Genomic DNA, 21,130 nt, shown 5'->3' with positions numbered 1-21,130 from the left:
AACGAGACCGTGAACGGCGGGACCCACAATGACCCACCGATTGCACTGGCTGGTGAAACAGCTGTTGTCGCTGCTTAGCAAGGCGCTGCAAATCTGCTAAAGTCTGCGGTGGGAGGAGACGGATATCCAATCGCTGCCGATAGCACATCCAAGTGTAGCGAAGGCGAGACCCGACGCATCACTCCCGCTCGCCTATTCTCTCGCGACGCTCTGCTGGCTCCTGTCGGCCGGCGTCTATATCGCCGCCAAGTGGGTTGCCCCCGAGATGCCGCCTTGGGCACTCTGCTTCTGGCGGCTGACGCTTGCCTGCGCGATCCTGCTGCCTATCGTCCATCGTCATCACGGGGCGATGCTCGTGCTGATCCAATCCCGGGTGATCGAGGTGCTGGTCATCGGCGCCATCGGGCTAACCTTGTGTCAGGGCATGATCTACACGGGCCTCAACTACACCAACGCGACAACCGCCGGCATCATCATGGCGCTGTCGCCGATCATGACGATGGTGCTTGCCCGCTTCGTGCTCGGCGAGCCCCTCGGTGTCTGGAAAGCGCTTGGAGCGCTGGTCGCTCTGGCCGGGATGGTGGTGATCGTGGCGCGCGGCGACCTTGCCGCGCTGATGCAGCTGCAATTCAATCCCGGCGAGTTGTGGATCGTCGGCAGCGCCTTTTGCTGGGGCCTTTACACCGTGCTGCTGCGTCGCGCCAAATTCGCTATCGAGCTTCTGCCGATGGTGGTCCTGCTGCTGGGAGCCGGCGCGCTGGCCGCACTGCCCCTTTATCTCTGGGAACTGTTTTCCGGGGATCGTTCGGCGCTGCATGCGAACGGCCTGCTGGCCCTCGCCTATGTTGCTGGCCCGGGCGGCGCCCTGATGTACTATCTCTACAACCGTAGCGTCGAGACGCTTGGCGCCGGGCGCGCCAGCATGCTGCTCTATCTGCAGACCGCCTTCGTCGCCGTTCTCGCTTATCTGTTCCTCGGCGAAAGCTTGCACGACTACGATCTCGCCGGCGCCGCCCTCATCATCGCCGGCCTGCTGCTCGCCACCGCGATCAAGCCGAGGCAGCGCACGGTGCGTGTCGCGTAGTGAACCTCAGCACCGCCGCTTCGGCCAGTAACTCGTAAGTCTTTGACAGTCTTTTCGGCCGGTGCGGCCCATGACATTGAAGGCGGCGCGTGTTGGATCGCGATAACATCTTCTCTGCGGAAATACCGCCATGGCCGCGTCGAGCGGTGATCAATGCCGTTCAGCCATCATGCCAAAGGGAGACGGCTCTCGTGCCCGCCCATCCTCGAGCTCGAGCATCGAATCGAAATAAGTCTTCCAGCGCGTATCGTGGGTCACAACGCAGATCGCGACATTGCGGCTGTCCGCCAGATGCCTAAAAACCTTCATCACCATCTCCGCCCGTGTACCATCCAGTGCGGCGGTAGGTTCGTCGGCTAGAATAACGGTGGGATCGTTTGCCAAGGCCCTGGCGATTGAAACGCGCTGCTGTTCGCCGCCGGAAAGTTGGGAAGGATAATTGGAGCCGCGATGTTCGATGCCCAACGCGGCGAGAAGCCGGCTGGCTCGCGCCTGCGCCTGCTGGCGACCGACATCGTTGACCTGCATGGCGATGGCAATGTTTTCGGCGGCCGTGAGAAAGGGGATCAGGTTCGCTTTCTGGAACACAAACCCAAGATGGGTCCGCCTGAAGGCTCGTAGCTCGTTGAGCTTCGCACCGGGACGCGAAATCACCTTGCCGTCGAACAGGACCTCTCCCGTGGTCGGTGTCTCCAGCAGACCGGCGATCATCAGCAGCGTCGTCTTGCCGGAGCCGCTGGGCCCGACGATGCCGGTAACACTGCCGGGGCTCAAGGTCAGCGAACCTGCCGCCAACGCGGTGACCGGCGAGCCGCCGCTCTCGTAGACCTTGCTGGCATTCCGAACCTCCAGCGTGGCGAGGCGGCGCTTCGACATCAGGCCAACACTTCCTGGGCACGGACCGCGAGCGCGCGACGAATCGCAAACCAGCTGGCCGCAAGGCTGAGTGCCATCAGCACGAACGACAACACGCCAAGATCGGATTCGGTCATCAGCACAGTTCTCGGAAATCTCGGATAGATCGTAAACGAGATGGCTATGGCCAGAACGAGGCTGCAAAAGCCGATCAGCCCCGCCTGCTGCGCAATCATGCCGATGATCACCCGGTCACGGGCGCCGATCAGCTTCAGAAGTGCTATCTGCGCGACCTTCTCGATTGTCATCGTATAGATGGTCAGTGCTATGACGGCGCAGCAGATCAGCAGCGTCATCGTCGTGAAAGCCAGGATCTGGACGCGGAGCTTGCCGAGGCGGCCGTCCAGTAGAAGCGTTTCCTGGTCCTGCTGCGTGAGGACCTCGACGTCGCCCCAGCGTTTGATCGAGTCACGCACGACCTCCTTGTCAGCGCCCGGGAGAGTTTCGACGATGACCGCAGCGACACTTCCGGTCTCGTCGCCGAGACCCATGCGCGTCTTGCCCTTGGCCGCACGGTTGAGGAGGATCGCCTCGCTGGGCAGCAGTCGGTTGATGACCTGCGCGTCCGGGATGGTGACGAACAACAATCCGTCGCCACCCATGTCGACCTGCCCGGACGACACGCCGACAATCGTATAGCTATCTCGTCCAAGCCGGATCTCGTCACCCACAACCAGGCCTAAAGTCTTGTCGGCTATGGCCTCGTAGCGATTTGATTGGAAGTACCGGCCGGCGATCAACGGTATCCAGCTGCCACTGTCGCTTGGATAGTCCACACCAGTGACGGACATTCGCAGCGGAAGCCCGTCAATTTCGAACTGCTGGTTGTATTGGATGAACCGGCGCGTTGCCGCCACACCGGCCACACCGGCCACGCGGCGATCGAGATTGGCCGGTACGGCGGAGGATTCGGCGAACGGTCCGGACTTTCCCCCTTCGACGACCCAGAGGTCGGCACCAATGCCGTCGATCACGATCAAGGCTTCGTAGACGATGCCGCGATACATGCCCAGCATGCCGATCGTCGCCGCCATCAGCAGGCCGACGCCGAAAACGGTCAGGATGAACCTCAGCAGGTTATGCCTGATATCTTTGACCGCGAGATTCACCTGCTCAATGCCTGGAGGTTAACCGCTTGGTACTGGAAGCGGCCTGTCGGACTGAGCACGACATCACCGACCTTTAGGCCGCGCGTGATCTCGATATCGGTGCCGCTGGAGTAGCCCAGCGAAACAGGAGCCCAATAGGCCCGCCCGTCATGTGCAATCCAAAGACCCACCCGTCCCTGGTTTCTCGCCAGGAATCGCTGTGGCACCGCGATGCCCGGTGACGGCGATTCCGCTTGGATGGTGACGCTTGCACGCTGACCCACAGCCCAGTTCGCCGGCACCTCGCGCAATTTAAGATCGACCGTGAACTCGCGCGTCTCTTGATCGACCTGCCGGCCGATCCGCGCAATGGAAGCAGCGTAGGGCCGTTGCGGATCCGATGAGAAGGTGACTTTGGCTACTTGCCCCGGCCGAAGCGACCCCATCGCGGATTCGTCGAAGCGCGCCATGACCAGCAATGACGTCGGGTCGACGATCTGCATCAGTTCGACGCCCGGAGAAAGCAGGTCTCCCACCGTGCGGCTGCGGGAAACCACCACCCCATTGACAGGCGAGCGTATCGAGGTTTCGCCGAAACGGCTCCGTATCTGCTCGACCTCGGCGGAGGCGGCCGCGGCCTGGGCCTTTGCGCGCTCGATGCTAGCGGTCGCTCGCGCCAATGCGGCCTCGGCTTGCTTCTGGGTGCCTTCGAAGAGGTCGAACTCGGCCTGAGAAATCGATTTGCTGGCGAGCAGGCTCTTCCTGCGATCCAGATCTGCCTTTGCAGTACGGGCGGCGATAACCAGCCGGTCACGCTCCAATTCGGCCTCGCGCACGCTCTCCGCCGCGGCCCGGTCGTTGGCGACCGCTGCGGCAAGCTGATACTCGATTTCAGTCGCGTTTAGCGTGGCGAGGATATCGCCGGTCTTTACCTCGTCATTCCGGTCGACGCGAACGTCGGCCAGGAATGCCTGGATCCTTGCCGTCACGACGACCTGGTTGGTTGCACCAAGGAGGCCGGGTCCGGCGATTTCACGCGCGATCAGCCTTCGCTGGGCGACATAGGACTCCACCTGAGCAGGCCAGATATACCAACCAGAAAAGAGCCCGACTGCCGCCAGAACGGCAAACAAGATTAAGATGAAGCGAATCACGTGCCTTTTACCTGCACCGGCTTCCACCGGCCCCGCTGACCCCTGAATCGACGCATCACTATATCGCCGCCTGCTCGGCTGCATCGACCGCCGGTTGCCCAGCCAACAGTCGTTCGATGACTTCCCTCAGGATATCTTCTGCTTCTGCACGGTCATAGCCCAATTGGTCGAATATCAAGGTCAGACCAAGACCGTTCGCGGTCGGAAAGGTACGCAGATCCATCTCGCTGGTACGTGGTTTTTCTCGTCGCATGTCAGGCAGGGGCGTCACTTTGAACATGCCGAGATCAAGTTCGCCACCGGCATGGGCCCTTTGAAGGGGGGCCGACTGCGTGGCGCGTGTCCATCTGTCGACTGTTTGGGTGCCGGCGACGAAGAGGGAGGTATAGGAGCCCTTGGCCACGACTTCGTCATGCACGTCTCCGAAGTAGTTCGAATCCATGAAGGGCGCGAACTGGATAGCCTCTTCGATCCCTTCTCCGAGCGAACCGGCTAACGCTTCGATTGTCTCGAACCGAGACAGCCGCGCACGCACAGGGACGTCCGAGGCGACGAAATTGACATAGTTCTCCAGCCGCCGGTCGTGGCGCAACGCTGCTGGAACCTGCATCACCATATCGTCCACGCCGCCGCGCGACCCGATGGTCTGCGCAAAGGCCGCGATGATCATGGCCGTTTCCGTCGTGCCGGCTGCCCTGGCACGCTTGCGCAGCGCATCCTGCTGGTCGCTGGCTATCGAGAGCGTCACGTCCTCGCTAAGGCTGCAATCGATCAGGTTGACATTCGTCCGGCGGCCTTTCGCCTTGCGCCCGAGATTGGGAATTTGCGGCAAGGGCTCGGCGAATACCTTGCGCAGGAATGCGTCGCGCCGTTCGAACGAACCAGGCTTTCCGACATGGTCGAAATCCCGGATGAATCGGTCGATACTCATTTCCACCGGATCAAGAGGCAGGCCGAGATAAGCCTTGACTGTTTCCTCGACGATGAGGCCGAGGGAATAGCCGTCAACAACGAGATGATGTGCCTTGGCGACGATAAGGTCGCTCTCGGAGCCGAACCGGATGACGGTGACACGGAACATCGGCGCCTGGATATCTATGCCTTCCTGCGCGAGTTCGGTTGCGCGCTCTAACGCTTCGGATTCGTCGGCGACTTGCTCGACCCTGAAGAAATCGGTCGGGGTCCTTTCCAGATACGCGCCGTATCTAGCCCCCTTGCGGAAGAACCGGGTACGCATCACCTCGTGTCGCGCCATGACCGTTTCGATCGCCCGTCTGAGACGATCGGCGTCCATTTGCGGCCGGATCTTGAACTCCTTGCTTACAATGAATGCGGCACGCGCATGCGAAGTCGCGTCTGGATGTTCCTGGAAACGCAGTAATCCCAATTGCGTGCTAGTTACTGCTATCTCTCTTTCGACGTTGGGCACGCCGTTGAGCGGTGAGCGCTCGACATCCTGGCCTCCACTCGGCTGACCGGACCACTCGCGCAGACTCCAGCCCATTGCGATGGGCACCAGGCGGCCTGACGTTTCGAGCTCGGAGGAAAGCTCGTCGAGAAACTGATCGAGTAGCAACCGCGCTGCTGCTTCTTCGACAACGTCGAGATCCACGGTCAGCCGGCAGACAACGCCGGCTTCGCTGGTCGCTGCGGACAATTGTATCTCGTGCGCGGATGCGGGGATCGCATCGAGAGGATGGTCCAAGGCGGCGAGCGCCGTAACTTGGCTACGGTCGAGAAAAGCGAAGCCGAATTGGCGCAGCGAAACATGGCGAATGCGCAGATCTTCTTCGAGCGCCAGTTCCAGAGACGACGTATCCATTGACCGATGCGCGTGGCCGTTTGCGTCGGCACGCTCGACCTTCCTCAGCAGATCGTAACCGAGTTCATTCATGGCTCGCAGGACAATCGGATAGGACCCATCCAAGGGGCCTATCAATCCGCTTGGTGCTCCCTGCCCGCGCTCGCTATACCAGCGGTCGACGACGATTGATTGGAGCGAGAGGCGGCTTGCCAAGGCCTTGGCATAGGCGGCCAGAAAGCGCGCGGCCGGCAACTCCGATCCCGACGCGAATGCTGCTGCTGGAAGCGTGATCTCCAGCAACCCGATACGGCCCCTGTTGGTTCCCATACCGACGGGAGACGCGGCACGACTGCGGCCGGGGATCGGTGCGATCGCAGGCGCGTGGTGAAGTATCTCCTTCCAATAGGCGAGGTCGCGACGATACTCGCTCGATCCGGGCATCGGATGAGCTGCGCGCGCGTAGTCGGTAAAACTAGGCCCTGCTTCGACCGCTTCTGCTTCGTCTTGCACAAGCTGCGCAAGCAAAAGATGAACCGACAACGTGTCGGCAGCCGCGCGATGAGCCCGGATTTGTAGATCGTGACCGCCATCCTGCCGCTGCCACGCGCCGATCCGCCATAGCGGACCAGGCAGCGCCACATCGCCCAAACGACCGCCCGGCGAAAGCACTTCAACAATCGGTTGAGCCTCGAAGCCGATCTCCCCGGCGCCGGACGCCGATATCGCACCGGTCATCCGGAGCGCGTCGTGTCGCTCGACCAGTCGCGCCAATCTTGTCGCAAGCGCGGCCAGCGACACGCCAGGCTCAATACTCGTCTCGACCAGGATCTGATTGTCCGCCTTTGCGACCGCCGACGACATCGGCAGTCCATCCAGCATCATCGCATTGACCTGGCGGCCAAGAGGCCGGAAGGCTTCCTGCGCTGCAACGCCATCGGAACTCGCTTGTGCGGCCAGGACCTGCAAGGCGGACGCCTTCAGTTTCGCCTCAAAAGCGGAAGCAACGAGGCGCGACAGTCCCGCGATCGTCGGCGCTTGCAGGAACTTGGCGACAGGGATGTCGACTTCGACCTGAGCCTCGACGCGGTTTTTCAGTTCGAACGATGAGAGGGAGTCGAGACCGAGCTCACTGAGCTTGCGGTCATCCGCCAAGGCGCTTGCCTCGACCTTGAGGACTTTCGCCACTTCGCGCCGGATCATGTCGGCGAGCAGGTCGTCCCACGCCTCGCGCGGCGCGGCTGCAAGCTCGGCCTGAATGCGAGACCGCCCTCCGGTTCTGTCTCCAAGCAGCGGCGAAATCCTCGGATTCGTCGCTGCGCCGGGGTTCGTGCGTGCGATCGCAGCCCAGTCGATATTGGCAAAGCCGAGATTCTCCGATCTGGCGCGCACAAGATAGGACAGGGCCGCCGCCGCTTCAGAATCCTGAACCGGCTTGATGCCTACGCTATCGAGATAGTTGGTCATTGCTTCCGACCTGGCAACGAATCCACTGCCGGCGATCATGCCCCAGGCGGTGGACGAGCCGGCCAGGTTGCGACCCCTGCGGTACGTGGCGATTGCGTCCAAAACAGAGTTGGCCGCTGTGTAGTTGGCCTGCCCAGACGAACCGATAACCTGCGCGATCGACGAGAAATTCACGAAGAAATCCAGCGGAATATCGTGTTCGACAACGGCGACATGCAAGTTCCACCCGCCGGCTATCTTCGGCCTCAGCACGCGGTCGATCTTGCCTGCATCGAGCTGCGAGACGAAAGCGTCCTCGATCACCGCGGCGCCGTGCACGATGCCGCGCAGAGGAGCGTCACCCCCAGCATATTCGCCGATCAGCCTGCCGACGGCAGTAGCATCGGTCACGTCCAGAGCGGCGCGAACGATGCGCGTGCCACGTTGCTCCATGATCTCGATGGCCACAGCCGCTTCGGCATCTGGAACACCGCTTCGATTGGCAAGGATGATGGTTCCCGCGCCTTTCTGACTGAGCCACTCGGCGATCGCAACGCCAAATCCCTTGAGCCCACCAGTGACGAGGTAGGAAGCCTGAGCGGAGACGGCGAACTGTGCGCCGAGGTCAAGTTCGATGTCCACGGAAGGTTCGTCGAAAGTGACGATCACCTTACCGATGTGCAGCGCTCGCGAAAGCATGCGCATGGCTTCTGCCGCGCGCGATGCCGGGAAGCGGGTCGCCTCCAGCGGCTTATAGACGCCGGCGGCAACCTTAGCCTCCACCTCCACCAGCAATTGCCTGAAGAGGCTCTCCTTCTCGACGGGGAGCGTCGAGAGATCGATGACCGAATAGGCGTTGTTGCGATAAAGCGAGCGAAGCCCGATCGGCTTGTCGTCGGCGAGATCGCGCTTGCCGATTTCGACCATCCTGCCGAAGGGCGCCAGGCACTCCAGACTCTTGTCGATGCCGTTGCCAGACAGCGCGTTCAGCACCACGTCGACGCCGCGGCCACGCGTAAGGGAACGCACCTCGTCGGCGAAATCGAGAGCGCGCGAGTTCATGACCTCATCCACGCCCCATGTCTTCAGGAAGGCGCGTTTTGTGTCGCTGCCTGCAGTGCCGAAGACTCGAGCCCCCACATCATGCGCGACCTGGATGGCGGCGAGCCCGACACCACCCGAAGCCAGATGGATCAGCGCGGTTTCGTCCTGTGCCAATCGGCCGATATGTTTGAGAGCGTAGTGAGCGGTAAGGAAGGCTGTCGGGAGGGTCGCGGCCTGGATCAGATCAATACCATCGGGTACGCGCATGGCGAGATCCGCCCGGAGCTTGGCGAAGCGTCTGAGGTAGCCCTTGCCCATACCCATGATGCGATCGCCGGGCTTGAGATTGGTCACCCGTTCGCCGACCCTGCGGACGGTGCCGGCGAACTCCAGCCCGAGATTGCGCCAGTATGCCTCGTCATTCTCCAACTCGTCCGGCAAGATGCTGGTGGCCGCCATGATGTCGCGGAAGTTCAATCCGACCGCGGCGACCTCGACCATGACCTCGTCTGGCGCCAATTCGGGATCGGCGATTTCGCGTAGTACGATGTTGTCGATGGTGCCAGGCCCCGTCATGGTGACGGCGAAGTTGGAAGAATCCCGCGCGGTCTCCAGCGTCCGCCGCAACGGCGCCACTTCGTGCAAAGCCAGTTGCTCCAGCCGCGGGACATAGCGTTCGGCGCCACGCAGGATGAATTCCGTCTCTGCGGTTTCCTCCAGCACGGCGCCCGAAATGCTCACCCCCGACTGCAGCGATGTGGGATCCGCATCGATAAGGCGGATGCCCAAACCTTTGAACTCGTTTGCCATTGTGCGAGCAATGCCGATTAAGGCGCTCTCACTCAGGCCTGAAAGGCTCATCGGCTGGTCACCTTGCACAAGCCGGCTGCCGGACGTGACGACAACCAGTTCGGGCCGCTGTTCGGACGAACTGTGCAGCCGGTCGATGACTTTTCCAAGCGTGATCAATTGGTGCACGATAGGCGTGATCCTGGCGAGAAGCTCGTCCCCGCCTGCTTTGTCGTCGAGTTTTTCGGGGGTGGCGGCGCTGAACAGGATGCCACCTGTCCCACCCGATTTGGTCATGAATGCCCGGATCGTGGCGAGCGCTTCATCCGCATCGAGGTTCAGGAACGGCGCGGGGTTTGCGACCTCGACCGTCGCTCCGCGGCTAACCAGCTCAGCCAATGTCGCTTCGAGGCGCTGCGTTCCATCACCCACCACCAACCAGTGGGCGCAACGCAATGAGGGCGCTGCCGGTTTGGCTTCCTGCTTCTCGAAATGCTCCTCGAAAACACTGGAGCCCGAGCCGGCACCTTGCTTGGCCCTGCTGCTCCTGACCTTGCCCAGCGCCTTGGTCTGAAGGTTGTCGAGAACGATGAGCGGCTGCCCTTCCGGCGAGAACACGCTGAACCGCATCGAGTACGGGTCGAGACCCGGCTGGATGTCGACGATCACCTCGGGCGTCAAAGGAGCGCCCAGCAGGATCTTGCGGGCGCCGGTCGGCAGGCGCAACTGATACTGGGCCTTGTCTTCATTAGCCGGCGGCAGCGATTCACCTGGAACCCACACGCCGTCTCGATGTGAAGCCAGGCCGATGCCGGCCTGGAGCACCGCGTCCAGCAATCCGGGGAAGGCGAAATACTGCTTCGCCAAGTTGGGATCCTTGCTTGACAGCTTGGCAACCAGGCGGTCGCCGACAATGTCGAGTGCGTTCACCGACTGGAAATAGGGACCGTATTCAAGCCCGTGCCGTTCGGCGAGACGGTAGAATTCCGTCTTTTCGACTAGGTTCGGGCGATCCAGCAGCAGGTCGGCAGGAGCTGGTGCAAGTTCATATTTGTGGCTGAAGCCATAAGCTTCGGCACGCGTCCTCCAGCCATCCTCCGAACCTCGATGGAACGTGGCGATGCGCAGCCTGCTACCGACCGGATCGAACGTCGTCGTAAACAGTACGACGTCGTCCTCCGCGATGGAAAGCGCTTCGTACAGTTTGAAATCACGCAGTTCCACGGACTCAGAGCCGAAATGGTCGCGCAGTGCGGCCCCCATGATTTCGATGTAACCGACGGCCGGGAAGAGGCAATCGCCGCTGACCCGATGGTCAGCCAGGAATTTGAAGCCTCTGAGCGTGATTTCGTTCGTCCAGGACGGCGCCGCAGTGAAGTCGCGCCATCCAAGCAGTGCGTGCCGGGGTGCCTCGAACAGGAAGTTCTTGGTTTCCTCGGATGTATTCAGCAGGCGCTGGTTGTTCCAGGGTAACTTGGGAACGGCCACGTGGCCACTCAACGATTTCGGCCGGTCGAATTCGACGCCGGCAACATGAAGGCTGCCCTCGGCCCGCGCCAGCGTCCAGAAATCGTCAGTTTTGCGATCGAGCGAGTTCACCGCGGCGGCGTCTACCCCGCGCTCCTGCGAGATGCCTCGGATGAGCGGCGTCAGCGTGCGGTGCGGACCTATTTCCAGGAAAGTATTGATGCCGAAATCGAGGGTGAAATCCAAGGCCTTGGTAAAGCTGACGGGTTGGCGCAAATTGGCCCACCAGTAGTCGGCGTCGAACTTCGTCTCGAATATGCCGGTGACCGTCGAGATGATCGGCAGACGGCCTTCTTTCCAGGCGACCGGACCCAGTTCGCCGAGGAACCATTCCTTGCAGTCTTCCAGATGCGCGCTGTGCCATCCGAAATCCATGGTCATCCGGCGGGCCGTCGCATCGGGATAGGCTTCCGCGACCTTGGCCAGCACGCCAAGCACCGCGTCCTCCATGCCGGAAATCGTTTGCGCGATCGGGCCGTTGTAGGCGGCAATGACAACGCTTTCGTCACCGGGCAGCAAAGGTTCGAGTTGATGGACCGTCAGCCCTATCGTGGCCATTGCACCGCGCCGCTCGCTCTTCAGCGGGATGAGGCCGCGTTTGGCAATGATGCGAGCCGCCGTCTCGATATCGATGATACCTGAAACGTAGGTGGCCGCGACCTCGCCGAAGCTGTGGCCGATCAGAAGCTCAGGCCGCACGCCGGCCTTTGTCCAGCGCTCGTAGAGGGATATCTGCGTGGTGAAGATGGATGCCTGGGTAACGTCGGCATCGTTGATGCGGGTCTTTTTCTCGTCCCGCAGCATCTCCTCGACGGTCGACCAGCCGACCATCGGACGCAGCACTTCGTCGAACATCTCGGCGGTTCGGCGAAACGCACGGTCTTCCTTCAACAGGCGGCGCGCCATGGCCCACCACTGGCCGCCCTGGCCCGAGAAGGCGATGGCGAGCCGACGGTTGGATGCCCTGCCGGTGATGATGGTTGGCCCTTCCGCGCTTTGCTCGATGGCTCCCTTAGCCAATGCGCGCAGTTGGGTCTGGAGCGCGGCACGCTCCGGCTCGACGATGAGCGCAGCCCGTTGGGCGAAGTTATCGCGCGCGCTGCTCAAATGGGCGGTGATGTCTTCGACCGGGGTCTCCGCAAGGGAGCCTCCCTGCTCCAGCGCATCGGCTAGACGGCCGGCCCACAGTTCCAGTCCGGCCGTGCTGCCGGCCGAGATCGGGACGGCTATCGGATGGCGGGCTATCACCGGCCTTGGCGCACGGTTGGCGCTGGCGGACAACCCCCGCCATCCTTCCACGGCGATGGAGGCATTGGTACCGCCAAAGCCGAAGGAGTTGACGACGGCCAGGATCGGCCGGCCGTGGTGGTCGATCGGCGTCGGCTTCGTTGCCACAGCGATGTTGAGCGCGTCGAACGGAATGCTCGGATTCGGGCGCTCGAAATTCCGGTTCGGCAGCACGATGCCCTTTCCCGCCGTCAGCACCGTCTTGATGAAACCCGCAATACCGGACGCCGATTCGAGGTGGCCGAGATTGGGCTTGAACGATCCGACATAGGCCGGTTTTGGGCGTGAATTCACACCGAATACGCGGCCGATAGCAGCCGCCTCGATTGGATCGCCGACCGGCGTGCCGGTTCCATGGGCCTCGACATAGTCGACATCGGCCGGATCGATGGCGGCGCCTTCCACCAGCGCCTCCAGCATCGCTTGCTGTGCTTCCCCGCTCGGCGAGGTCAGGGTCGGCGTATACCCGTCCTGATTGACCATCGAATGACGGATCACGCCATAGATCCGGTCGCCGTCGGCAATTGCCCGGTCGAGAAGCTTCAGCAAAACGAAACCGCAGCCTTCGCCGCGCACGAACCCGTCCGCCCTTTCGTCGAAGGTGTAGATACCGCCGGTCGGCGAAAGCATGTTGGCGCTGGAGAATGCGATAAACGGGCCTGGATCGAGCATGCAGTTGACGCCGCCGGCGAGCGCCGTCTCACAGGTGCCGGTGCTCAGGTGGCGCACCGCTTGGTCGATGGCAACGAGCGCCGACGAGCATGCCGTGTCGACGGCGATACTCGGCCCTTTCAGATCGAAACGGTGGGATATTCGGTTGGCCGCGATCGAGAACGCCGAACCGGTGCCGGCAAAAATATCCCCACCACCGACACGTCCGCGGCGCAGGTTCTGCGCGAAATCGTTGGTCGAGATTCCGATGAACACGCCGGTGCGCCCGCGGCGCAGGTCGGCCAATGTGCGCTCCGAATCCTGGACGGCCTCGAAGGCCACTTGCAACGCCAGGCGCTGCTGCGGGTCCATCGTTGTCACCTCGCGGGGCGACATGTCGAAGAAACTCGGGTCGAAGCCGAAAACGTCGCTGGCAAGAAACCCACCCCAGCGCGTCCGCATCTTTCCCCGGGCATCGGGCTCCGGATCATAGAATGCATCGACATTCCATCGATCCGCCGGGATATCGACGATGCCGCAGTTCTTCTCCAAGAGAAAGTTCCAGTACGAGTCCGCGTCCTGGATTCCTCCAGGAAACCGGCAACCAATTCCGATAACTGCGATTGGCTGTGTTGACTCAATGACCTGCTGAGGGGCATCGCCCCCACGATGAATGTTCATGCCCAGACCCCCGCCTAGTATACACCGTGGGTTGCCCAACCCACGGCGCACTTACAGTCACGGCGTATTTAAGTGCATGTCCTAACGGAAGCTCCAAGAGCAAAACTCGCCAGGTTAGCATTTTTATCGCAAAATGTGTCTTTTAAGCCGATTTGATTACTTTTTAGGCCAATTTGATTAGTTTTTAGGCCGATGTGGCTGCTTTTGAAGAGAAACCCGTCCGCTCGATCCTCGTCGCCAAAAACAGGCGTCCCCGAGGCCCGTTCCGGAGCGTCAACGCAATCCCAAGTCGAAATCGAAGCGGCGTGCGACGACCTGAGGACTGCGTGCACTCCAGGCGACGGCGGCCACGTGGTGCGCGCTTGGGCGGAACTCAATGAGCCTGAGGGGTTCAACCAATTCCAGTGGCGGCGAGAGGATATAGGCCTCGCCGCTCCCGTCCATCCCAATCTCGAGTCCCACCCCGGAGAGGCCGACGCCGGCAGCCTTGAGCACGGCTTCGCGACAAGTCCAAAGCCGGCAGAACATGAGGCGGCGGGCCTCTGGCGCCAGTGACTCAAGTTGTGCGATCTCGCCGGGCGCGAACAGAGAACGGGCCATGGACATCTCGCCGCTCCGCGGGGCGACGCGCTCGACATCGACGCCGACTTGCCCGGCGGCAGCCACGGCCACAAGGGCAAGATCCCCCGAATGCGAAAGGTTGAAGGCGAGGCGCCCGTCCGCAAGGAACGGCTTTCCCTGTGGGGTCTCCCGCAGATCGAGTTCTCCCGGCGCTCGGCCGGTGTACATGGACAGCACCCGGCGTAAGCCGGCATGAGCTGCCAGATGGCGCCGCTGATCCTGCTCGAAAACAAACCGTCCGCCCCTGGTCAATTCGGCTGGATTGAGCACGGCCATGTCCGACTGCGAAAGGGGAGCATCGAGAGCAACCCGCCACACATGGACGTCGATCCCGAGAGCCGGCACCACCCGCCCACCGCCGTGCGGCAAGACAACTCCGCTTTGCTTCATCTTACAGTTTTCCCGGCCGGGCGAGAGGTAGGGCTCGGCCTGCTGCAGCAATACGGCATTGACGACTGCTCCCCAAGCTTTGCCCGTTAACACCATAAACCTACGCGATTCTTGTGACACCTCTCGGCACGCTCATCATCGGCCACGCTCTAACGCGCCAGAGTGAACCAGTCCAAAGGCCGGAGGGACTTGGCTGCGATGCGGGTGCGCACCGATTTGGAACAACGAGCCTCAGAGTACCACCCGAAGCGGAGTCAGGTCATTGAAGCCGGCTGTTGTGGCGCAGCACGAGGCCGACCGCGCCGAGCAGTGCGTCGTTCTCCGTGTGCTTGCCAACGATTATCCGCGTGCGCAGCGCAGGCGCCACATCGCGGGACTTGATGAGCGTATGGCGTTCATATGACGCGATCAGTGGCGCCAGGAGAATGTCGCCCGCCAAGGCCATGCGGCCGCCGATTATGATGAGCGGCGGATTGAGCACCGAACCGATCAGGCCAAGGCCACGGCCGGCGAACTCTGCGGTGTCCTCGATCATCCGCAGCGCCCTCACGTCGCCCTGCTCGGCCATCATGATCACATCGTCCATCGTGACCGGCCGCCGCACGATGCGCGAAATCTGCTCGAGCGGCCGGGCAAAGCTGGCATAGAGCTCCAGGCATCCGCGATTGCCGCACCGGCAAAGGTCGCCGCCGGGATCGATGCTGATGTGCCCGAATTCGCCGGCGCCGCCGGCGATGCCGCTCACCAGCCGGCCGTGCTGGACAATGGCCCCGCCGACGCCCAGATCGACCTTGAACAGCACGAAATCGTCGTGGCCGACGGCCGCACCCCACATCAGCTCGGCAATGGCCGAGCAGTTGCTCTCATTGTCGGCGAAGATCGGCTGTTCGAGGACCGGCCCGAACACATCGCGGATGTTGACCCCGGCCCAGGTCGGAACAATACTCGCGCGCAGCACCACTCCTTCGCGGCTGACTGGGCCCGAGACGGAGACCCCAACCCCCAGGAGCCCCGCCATCGGCAGACCGTTCTCTTCGTAGCATCGGGCAATTACTGACTTGGCGAGCTGGGCCGCCTGTTGCGGCTGGTAGTCCAGACCCATGGGGATAGTTTGTTCGGCAACGAAAGAATGCGAGACGTCGGCGACGACGCACCGCATCTCGTCGAGGCCCAGGTGGATGCCGACGCAGGTGCCCGCAGCGGGATTGAGCGTCAATGCCGTGGCCGGCCTGCCAATGCCCCTGGCCGCGTCACGATGGGCCGAGGATTCGATCACCATCCCTGACTTTCTCAAGCCGTTGAGCGCGGTTGAAACCGTCGACCGCGCCAAACCGGTAATGCGGGTAATTTGCGACGCGGAAAGCACGCCGCGCTCGCGCAAGCATCGGACGATCAGGCTCTCCGGCGACGCGGACGGCCTGTCGATCAGCCAATTTCTAAGCGAAGGTTTGTTCATGATGAGCACAAAGCATGTTGACTGATAGCTCAAATATGTCATCTTGGAAAGAACGGAGATTACTGCATCTCGCCGGCCACGACCTCAAATCGCAGGCCACAAGCGGTCGAAACGAACCGTGCATCACATATGGGAGTGAAACGATGAAATACCTGAGGACGGCCTTTGCGGCCGCTACCGCCTTCACCTTGATTACCGGAACAGCGCTCGCGGAGCCGAAGACCAACCTCTTGCATCAATGGGCCACCGGATCGGACGCCCAGGCTATCGCCAAGCTCGGCGAGATGTTTACCGCCAAGGGTGGCACCTGGCAGCAGACCTCCATCGCAGGCCATACGGCCAATACCCTGGCCAAACTGCGTGCCGATGTGATCGCCGGCAACGCACCTCCCGCTGTGCAACTCAAAGGCCCCGAGATCGCCGAATGGAACGAGACGGGCATGACAGCCAATCTCGACGACCTGGCGAAGGCGGAAAATTGGGAGAAGGTCGTCGCTCCCGAATTGCTGCCGGTGATGAAGCCGACCGGGAATTGGGTGGCAGCGCCGATGAACATCCACCGCATCAACTGGCTGTGGGCATCGCCGAAGGTCATGAAGGACGCGGGCGTCACCGAGATGCCGAAGACATGGGCGGAATTCAACGCCGCCTGCGACAAGATCGTGGCCAGCGGCAAGATCTGCATTTCGCACTCGACCGCCGACTGGACCGACTCGACGGTCTTCGAAGTGGTCGTGTACGGTCAGGACCTCGATCTCTACAGGAAAGCTTTCGTCGAGGGCGACGTCGATGCCATGCGTAGCGACGGCATGGTCAAGGCCTTCGAGCAGTTTCGCACCATGACCTCGAAGTACATGGACCCCGGCATGAACGGGCGTGACTGGGATACCATGTCGCATCTCGTCGGCCGCGGCGAGGCCGCCTTCCACATCATGGGCGACTGGACGATCGGCCTGCTGACGGCCGGCGGCTTCAAGGAGGGCACCGACTATGTCTGCGCACAGGCGCCGACCGATTGGGGCAAGCCCGGCTTCATCTTGAATTCGGACTCGGTCGTGTTCTTCAAGCAAAAGGACCCGGACTACATCGAGGGACAGAAGCTGCTTGCCAGCATCATCCTGTCGCCCGAATTTCAGACCATTTTCAATCAGACCAAAGGGTCCATCCCGGCCCGCCTCGACGTCGATCTTTCGAACGGCTTCAATCCCTGCCAGCAACTCTCGCAAAAGGATCTGCAAGCCTCGATCGCCGCCGGCACGCTCGTGCGTTCAATGGCGCACAACATGACGGTTCCGCAAAAGGTCCGCGGCGCAATAATGGATAGCATCACGGAGTTTGTAACAACGCCGGATATGAGTGCGCAGGACGCGGCCAATGCGATGGCGGATGCGGCCGAAGCGCAGGAGTGACGCTGCCGATGATGGCCGGGGCGAAGCGCCTGGCCAGACCTCGCCGGAGCAGCCCGATGTCCACCCATGATCTGATTGTACCAGCCGCAGCTGCCGCGGCCCGTCCGTGGCGCGAGCGCCTGGGCACGATGGTGCCCATTCTGGTGCTGGCGCCATCGATAGCGGCGAGTTTCATCTATGTTTTCGTCTTCACACTCTGGACGCTCTACATCTCCCTGTCCAATTCGTCGCTGTTGCCGACCTATGGGTTCGTTGGCCTGGACAACTACGCTTCGCTTTGGGCAAACCGGCGCTGGAACATCGCCTATACGAATCTCTTCCTGTTCAGCGGCTTCTATATCGTAGGCTCGATGGCGGTTGGCCTGCTGCTCGCGATCGCGATCGACCAGCGCGTCCGCGGCGAGGCGGTTTGGCGCACCATCTTTCTGTACCCGTTGGCGGTGTCCTTCATCGTCACCGGTACGGTGTGGAGCTGGCTGTATAACCCTGTCGACGGTATCCAGGCCTTCGTTCGAGGGCTTGGCTGGACCGACTTCAGCTTCGCCCTGACGGCCAACCGCAACACCGCGATCTATGCGGTGATCATAACCGGTATCTGGCAGTCGTCCGGCTTCGCAATGGCACTTTTCCTGGCTGGTCTGCGGTCGGTCGATCCGGATCTCGTCAAAGCCGCGCAAATCGACGGCGCGTCGGTTTTCCGGACCTATCGGAGGGTCATCCTGCCAACCATCGCTCCGATATTCCTGGCGGTGGCGGTCATTCAGATACAATTCGCCATCAAGACCTTCGACCTGGTGGCGGCGCTGACGCGGGGCGGGCCAGGCGTGTCCACGACCTTCCCCGCCATCTATGTCTACGACCTGATGTTCCAGCGCGGCCAAATCGGCGAGGGTGCCGCCGCGGCGATGATGATGCTCGCGGCGGTCGCGGTAGTGCTGGTGCCGTACTCCTTGTGGATCGTCTGGCGCCGGCGGGCGGAGGGCCGCAATGGCTGAAGTTGCCCCTAATGCCCGTTTTGATCCGGAGGAAGCCGCTGCCACGCGCCGGCATTTCTGGAGCCGCTTCCTTGTCTATGCCGTGCTGACGCTTTTCGCGGTCGTCTATCTTGTGCCATTGCTGGTGGTGATCTTCAACTCATTGCGCGAGCAGTCGGAGATTGCCCGCAACGGCCTCATCTCCGTACCGCGCAGCTTCCGGTTCGATGCGTGGGCGCAGGCCTGGGGATCCTACTGCGTCAGCGGTACCTGCGAGGGCATGAAGCGCAATTTCTTCAACTCGCTGGCGATGACGATCCCCGCCACCATCATCTCGACCATTCTCGGCGCCATGAACGGCTACATCCTCTCCAAATGGCGCTTCAGGGGTTCCGAACTGATCTTCAATCTGATGCTGCTTGGCGTATTCATGCCCGGCCAGATTTCGCTGATGCCGTGGGCGTTCCTGCTCGGCAAGCTCGGCCTGACCAATTCGACATATGGGCTGGTGCTTATCCACGTCGTCCAGGGCATCTCGTTCACCACCCTGTTCTGCCGCAATTTCTACGTCAGCATACCGGACGACCTGATCAAGGCGGCACGCATCGACGGCGCCGGCTTCTGGCGGATCTTCCGCAAGATCATCCTGCCCCTGTCGCCGCCCATTCTGATTGTCACCGTCATCTGGCAGTTCACCGGCATCTGGAACGAGTATTTGTTCGGCGTCGTCTTCACATCAGGCCAGCAGCAGCCCATTACCGCGGCACTGGTCGCGCTCACGGCCGGCGGCACGACCGCGCGTGCTTACGATGTGATGAGCGCAGCCGTGCTGATCGGCGCGTTGCCACCGCTGCTGATCTATCTGTTCGGTGGAAAATACTTCGTGCGCGGCCTCACCCAGGGCGCCATCAAATGAGGCGTCGCCCATGTCCGCGTTGATGATCCGCAACCTTCACAAGAGCTACGGCTCGCTCGAGATTCTTGCCGGCATCAATCTCGAGGCTAAGACCGGAGAATTCGTCGCCCTTGTCGGCCCGTCGGGTTGCGGCAAGTCAACCTTGCTCGCCATGATCGCCGGCCTCGAAACCGTCACGTCGGGCGAGATATGGATCGGCGACCGGCTGGTGAACTCCGTGCAACCCAAGGACCGCGACATTGCGATGGTGTTCCAGTCATACGCCCTCTATCCCACCATGACAGTGCGCCAGAACATCACCTTCGGCATGGAAAGCCGCGGCGTGCCAAAAGCGGCGCAGGCGGAAGCTGTCCAACGGGTTGCCGCGCTCCTGCAGATCGAACAGTTGCTTAAACGCAAGCCCGGCCAGCTCTCGGGCGGGCAGCGGCAGCGCGTCGCGATGGGGCGCGCCCTCGTACGCGACCCAAAGCTGTTTCTGTTCGACGAGCCCCTGTCCAACCTGGACGCCAAGCTGCGCGTCGATATGCGTACCGAAATCAAGAAGCTTCACCATCGCGTTGGCAAGACCACGGTGTACGTCACCCATGATCAGGTCGAGGCGATGACGCTTGCATCCCGCATTGCGGTGATGAACCAGGGCTCGGTCCAGCAGTTCGACACGCCGAAGCGGATCTACGACCGGCCGACCAACATGTTCGTTGCCGGTTTCATGGGATCGCCGGCGATGAATTTCATCCCCGCCCGGCTTACCGGCTCGACCAGCATCTCGGTACGCGCCGCTGACGGCAGCGATGCCAGCCTTGCCCTTGCCGCGCCGATGTCCGCCGGTGCGCCAAAGGACGTCGTGCTCGGTATCCGGCCGGAACACATCTACCGTTTCACGACCGATCTGAAGTCGCGCAAACCTGCTGTGGCGTCCATGCAGGCGCCGGTCGAACTGGTCGAGCCGACCGGGGCCGAGACGCTTGCCGTGCTCAGGCTGGGTGACCTGGAGATCACCGGCCGTTTCGAGCCGGACGACGCTCCAGTCATGGGCGAGACGATAACGCTGGGCATCGATATGTCGCGCGCCTGTCTGTTCGATCCAACAACCAAGGCGCTTCTGTAATCGATGTCCGTACAATTCGCGACTTATCCGAGCTTGACCGATCGGGTCGTGCTGATCTCCGGCGGCGCCTCCGGCATCGGCGCCGATATGGTCCGTGCCTTCGCCTCGAATGGCGCCCGGGTAGCCTTTCTCGACGTGCAAGACGAGCCAGCGGAGGCGTTGGTGAGCGAGCTCGCTGGTGCCGCCGGGCAGGCTCCCTTATATCTCCATTGCGATGTGACCGACGTCGATGCGCTAAAGGCGTCGGTAGAAGGCGTGCGCGCGCGGCTTGGTCCGGTCGCCGCCCTGGTGAATAACGCCGCCAATGATCAACGCCATCCCATCGACGCGGTAACGGCCGACTATTGGGACCGCAGCTTCGACGTCAATCTGAGGCATCACTTCTTCGCCGCGCAGGCTGTGCATCCGCATATGAAGGAACTCGGCTTCGGCTCGATCATAAACTTCTCTTCCATCGCCTGGCGTTTCGGAGCGGACCAGATGGTGGCCTATGCCACCGCCAAGGGGGCTGTGGTGGCGCTGACGCGTGCTTTGGCGCGCTCGTTCGGACCGGATAACATCCGCGTCAATGCGGTCGAACCCGGCGCCGTCATGACCGAGCGGCAGCGCGAGCTGTGGTTCAAGACGCAGGAGGCAGTCGACCAGACGGTGCAGCGGCAATTGATCCGCCGCGTCCTGCTGGGCGAGGAGATTGCACGCACAGTGCTCTTCCTGGCAGCCGACGACAGCCGCATGATCACCAAACAGTCCATTACCGTCGATGCTGGTCTGCGCTAGTGACGCTTCTCC

The 21,130-nt window shown here is 61.9% G+C and carries 12 protein-coding genes and 1 pseudogene; 6 read left to right on the top strand and 7 right to left on the bottom strand.

The annotated features are described in order from the left end of the window. Positions 1 to 124 precede the first annotated feature (124 nt). Positions 125 to 1,084, top strand: a complete 960-nt coding sequence (locus NKJ17_RS22535; RefSeq protein ID WP_352506396.1) for a DMT family transporter — start codon at positions 125 to 127, stop codon at positions 1,082 to 1,084. A gap of 150 nt (positions 1,085 to 1,234) precedes the next feature. Here the strand turns inward: NKJ17_RS22535 and NKJ17_RS22530 are convergent, their stop codons facing one another. From NKJ17_RS22530 to NKJ17_RS22500, 7 genes and pseudogenes are all read right to left on the bottom strand, one after another. Then, positions 1,235 to 1,960, bottom strand: a complete 726-nt coding sequence (locus NKJ17_RS22530; protein ID WP_352478380.1) for an ABC transporter ATP-binding protein — start codon at positions 1,958 to 1,960, stop codon at positions 1,235 to 1,237. Further along, the gene (locus tag NKJ17_RS22525; protein ID WP_352506257.1) at positions 1,960 to 3,108 is read right to left on the bottom strand and encodes an ABC transporter permease; all 1,149 of its coding nucleotides are present in this window, start codon (positions 3,106 to 3,108) and stop codon (positions 1,960 to 1,962) included. The genes NKJ17_RS22530 and NKJ17_RS22525 overlap by 1 nt, the downstream gene beginning before the upstream one ends. Continuing rightward, positions 3,105 to 4,241 (bottom strand): efflux RND transporter periplasmic adaptor subunit, encoded by a 1,137-nt coding sequence (locus NKJ17_RS22520; protein ID WP_352478377.1) that lies wholly within the window; start codon positions 4,239 to 4,241, stop codon positions 3,105 to 3,107. Before NKJ17_RS22520 ends, NKJ17_RS22525 begins: the two co-directional genes overlap by 4 nt. 58 nt (positions 4,242 to 4,299) lie before the next feature. Beyond that, a complete protein-coding gene (locus NKJ17_RS22515; RefSeq protein ID WP_352689997.1) occupies positions 4,300 to 13,467 on the bottom strand; it encodes an SDR family NAD(P)-dependent oxidoreductase in 9,168 nt (3,055 codons plus the stop codon). Positions 13,468 to 13,740: 273 nt separating this feature from the next. Beyond that, positions 13,741 to 14,478 (bottom strand): 4'-phosphopantetheinyl transferase family protein, encoded by a 738-nt coding sequence (locus tag NKJ17_RS22510; RefSeq protein ID WP_352506259.1) that lies wholly within the window; start codon positions 14,476 to 14,478, stop codon positions 13,741 to 13,743. Positions 14,479 to 14,737: 259 nt separating this feature from the next. Further along, complete coding sequence (locus NKJ17_RS22505; RefSeq protein ID WP_352690000.1) at positions 14,738 to 15,694, bottom strand: ROK family protein; 957 nt, start codon at positions 15,692 to 15,694, stop codon at positions 14,738 to 14,740. Positions 15,695 to 15,805: 111 nt separating this feature from the next. Next, positions 15,806 to 15,934: pseudogene (locus NKJ17_RS22500) on the bottom strand (hypothetical protein); the annotation flags it as partial. 143 nt (positions 15,935 to 16,077) lie between these two features. Between NKJ17_RS22500 and NKJ17_RS22495 the strand changes: the two are divergent. Genes NKJ17_RS22495 through NKJ17_RS22475 form a run of 5 tightly spaced genes read left to right on the top strand, consistent with a single transcriptional unit; the run spans position 16,078 to position 21,118 of the window. Further along, positions 16,078 to 17,343, top strand: coding sequence for an ABC transporter substrate-binding protein (locus tag NKJ17_RS22495; protein WP_352689996.1), 1,266 nt, complete (start codon positions 16,078 to 16,080; stop codon positions 17,341 to 17,343). 56 nt (positions 17,344 to 17,399) lie between these two features. Then, positions 17,400 to 18,338, top strand: coding sequence for a carbohydrate ABC transporter permease (locus tag NKJ17_RS22490; RefSeq protein WP_352466746.1), 939 nt, complete (start codon positions 17,400 to 17,402; stop codon positions 18,336 to 18,338). Then, entirely contained in the window at positions 18,331 to 19,233 is a 903-nt protein-coding gene (locus NKJ17_RS22485; protein ID WP_254817037.1) for a carbohydrate ABC transporter permease, read from the top strand. Before NKJ17_RS22490 ends, NKJ17_RS22485 begins: the two co-directional genes overlap by 8 nt. A 10-nt stretch (positions 19,234 to 19,243) precedes the next feature. After that, positions 19,244 to 20,341, top strand: coding sequence for an ABC transporter ATP-binding protein (locus NKJ17_RS22480; protein ID WP_352506263.1), 1,098 nt, complete (start codon positions 19,244 to 19,246; stop codon positions 20,339 to 20,341). A 3-nt stretch (positions 20,342 to 20,344) separates the two neighbouring features. Next, positions 20,345 to 21,118, top strand: coding sequence for an SDR family NAD(P)-dependent oxidoreductase (locus NKJ17_RS22475; RefSeq protein ID WP_352506264.1), 774 nt, complete (start codon positions 20,345 to 20,347; stop codon positions 21,116 to 21,118). The last annotated feature ends 12 nt before the right edge of the window (positions 21,119 to 21,130 follow it).

Source organism: Mesorhizobium sp. M0208, from assembly GCF_040322015.1.
Taxonomy (GTDB): domain Bacteria; phylum Pseudomonadota; class Alphaproteobacteria; order Rhizobiales; family Rhizobiaceae; genus Mesorhizobium.
The sequence above is the reverse complement of the archived record's forward strand: the minus strand, read 5'-3'. Positions and strand labels throughout refer to the sequence as shown.

Coding starts and splice junctions, on each gene's coding strand:
- NKJ17_RS22515 (WP_352689997.1), bottom strand. CDS start 13,467: ATGAACATTCATCGTGGGGGCGATGCCCCTCAGCAGGTCATTGAGTCA.
- NKJ17_RS22530 (WP_352478380.1), bottom strand. CDS start 1,960: ATGTCGAAGCGCCGCCTCGCCACGCTGGAGGTTCGGAATGCCAGCAAG.
- NKJ17_RS22485 (WP_254817037.1), top strand. CDS start 18,331: ATGGCTGAAGTTGCCCCTAATGCCCGTTTTGATCCGGAGGAAGCCGCT.
- NKJ17_RS22495 (WP_352689996.1), top strand. CDS start 16,078: ATGAAATACCTGAGGACGGCCTTTGCGGCCGCTACCGCCTTCACCTTG.
- NKJ17_RS22480 (WP_352506263.1), top strand. CDS start 19,244: ATGTCCGCGTTGATGATCCGCAACCTTCACAAGAGCTACGGCTCGCTC.
- NKJ17_RS22475 (WP_352506264.1), top strand. CDS start 20,345: ATGTCCGTACAATTCGCGACTTATCCGAGCTTGACCGATCGGGTCGTG.
- NKJ17_RS22510 (WP_352506259.1), bottom strand. CDS start 14,478: ATGAAGCAAAGCGGAGTTGTCTTGCCGCACGGCGGTGGGCGGGTGGTG.
- NKJ17_RS22490 (WP_352466746.1), top strand. CDS start 17,400: ATGTCCACCCATGATCTGATTGTACCAGCCGCAGCTGCCGCGGCCCGT.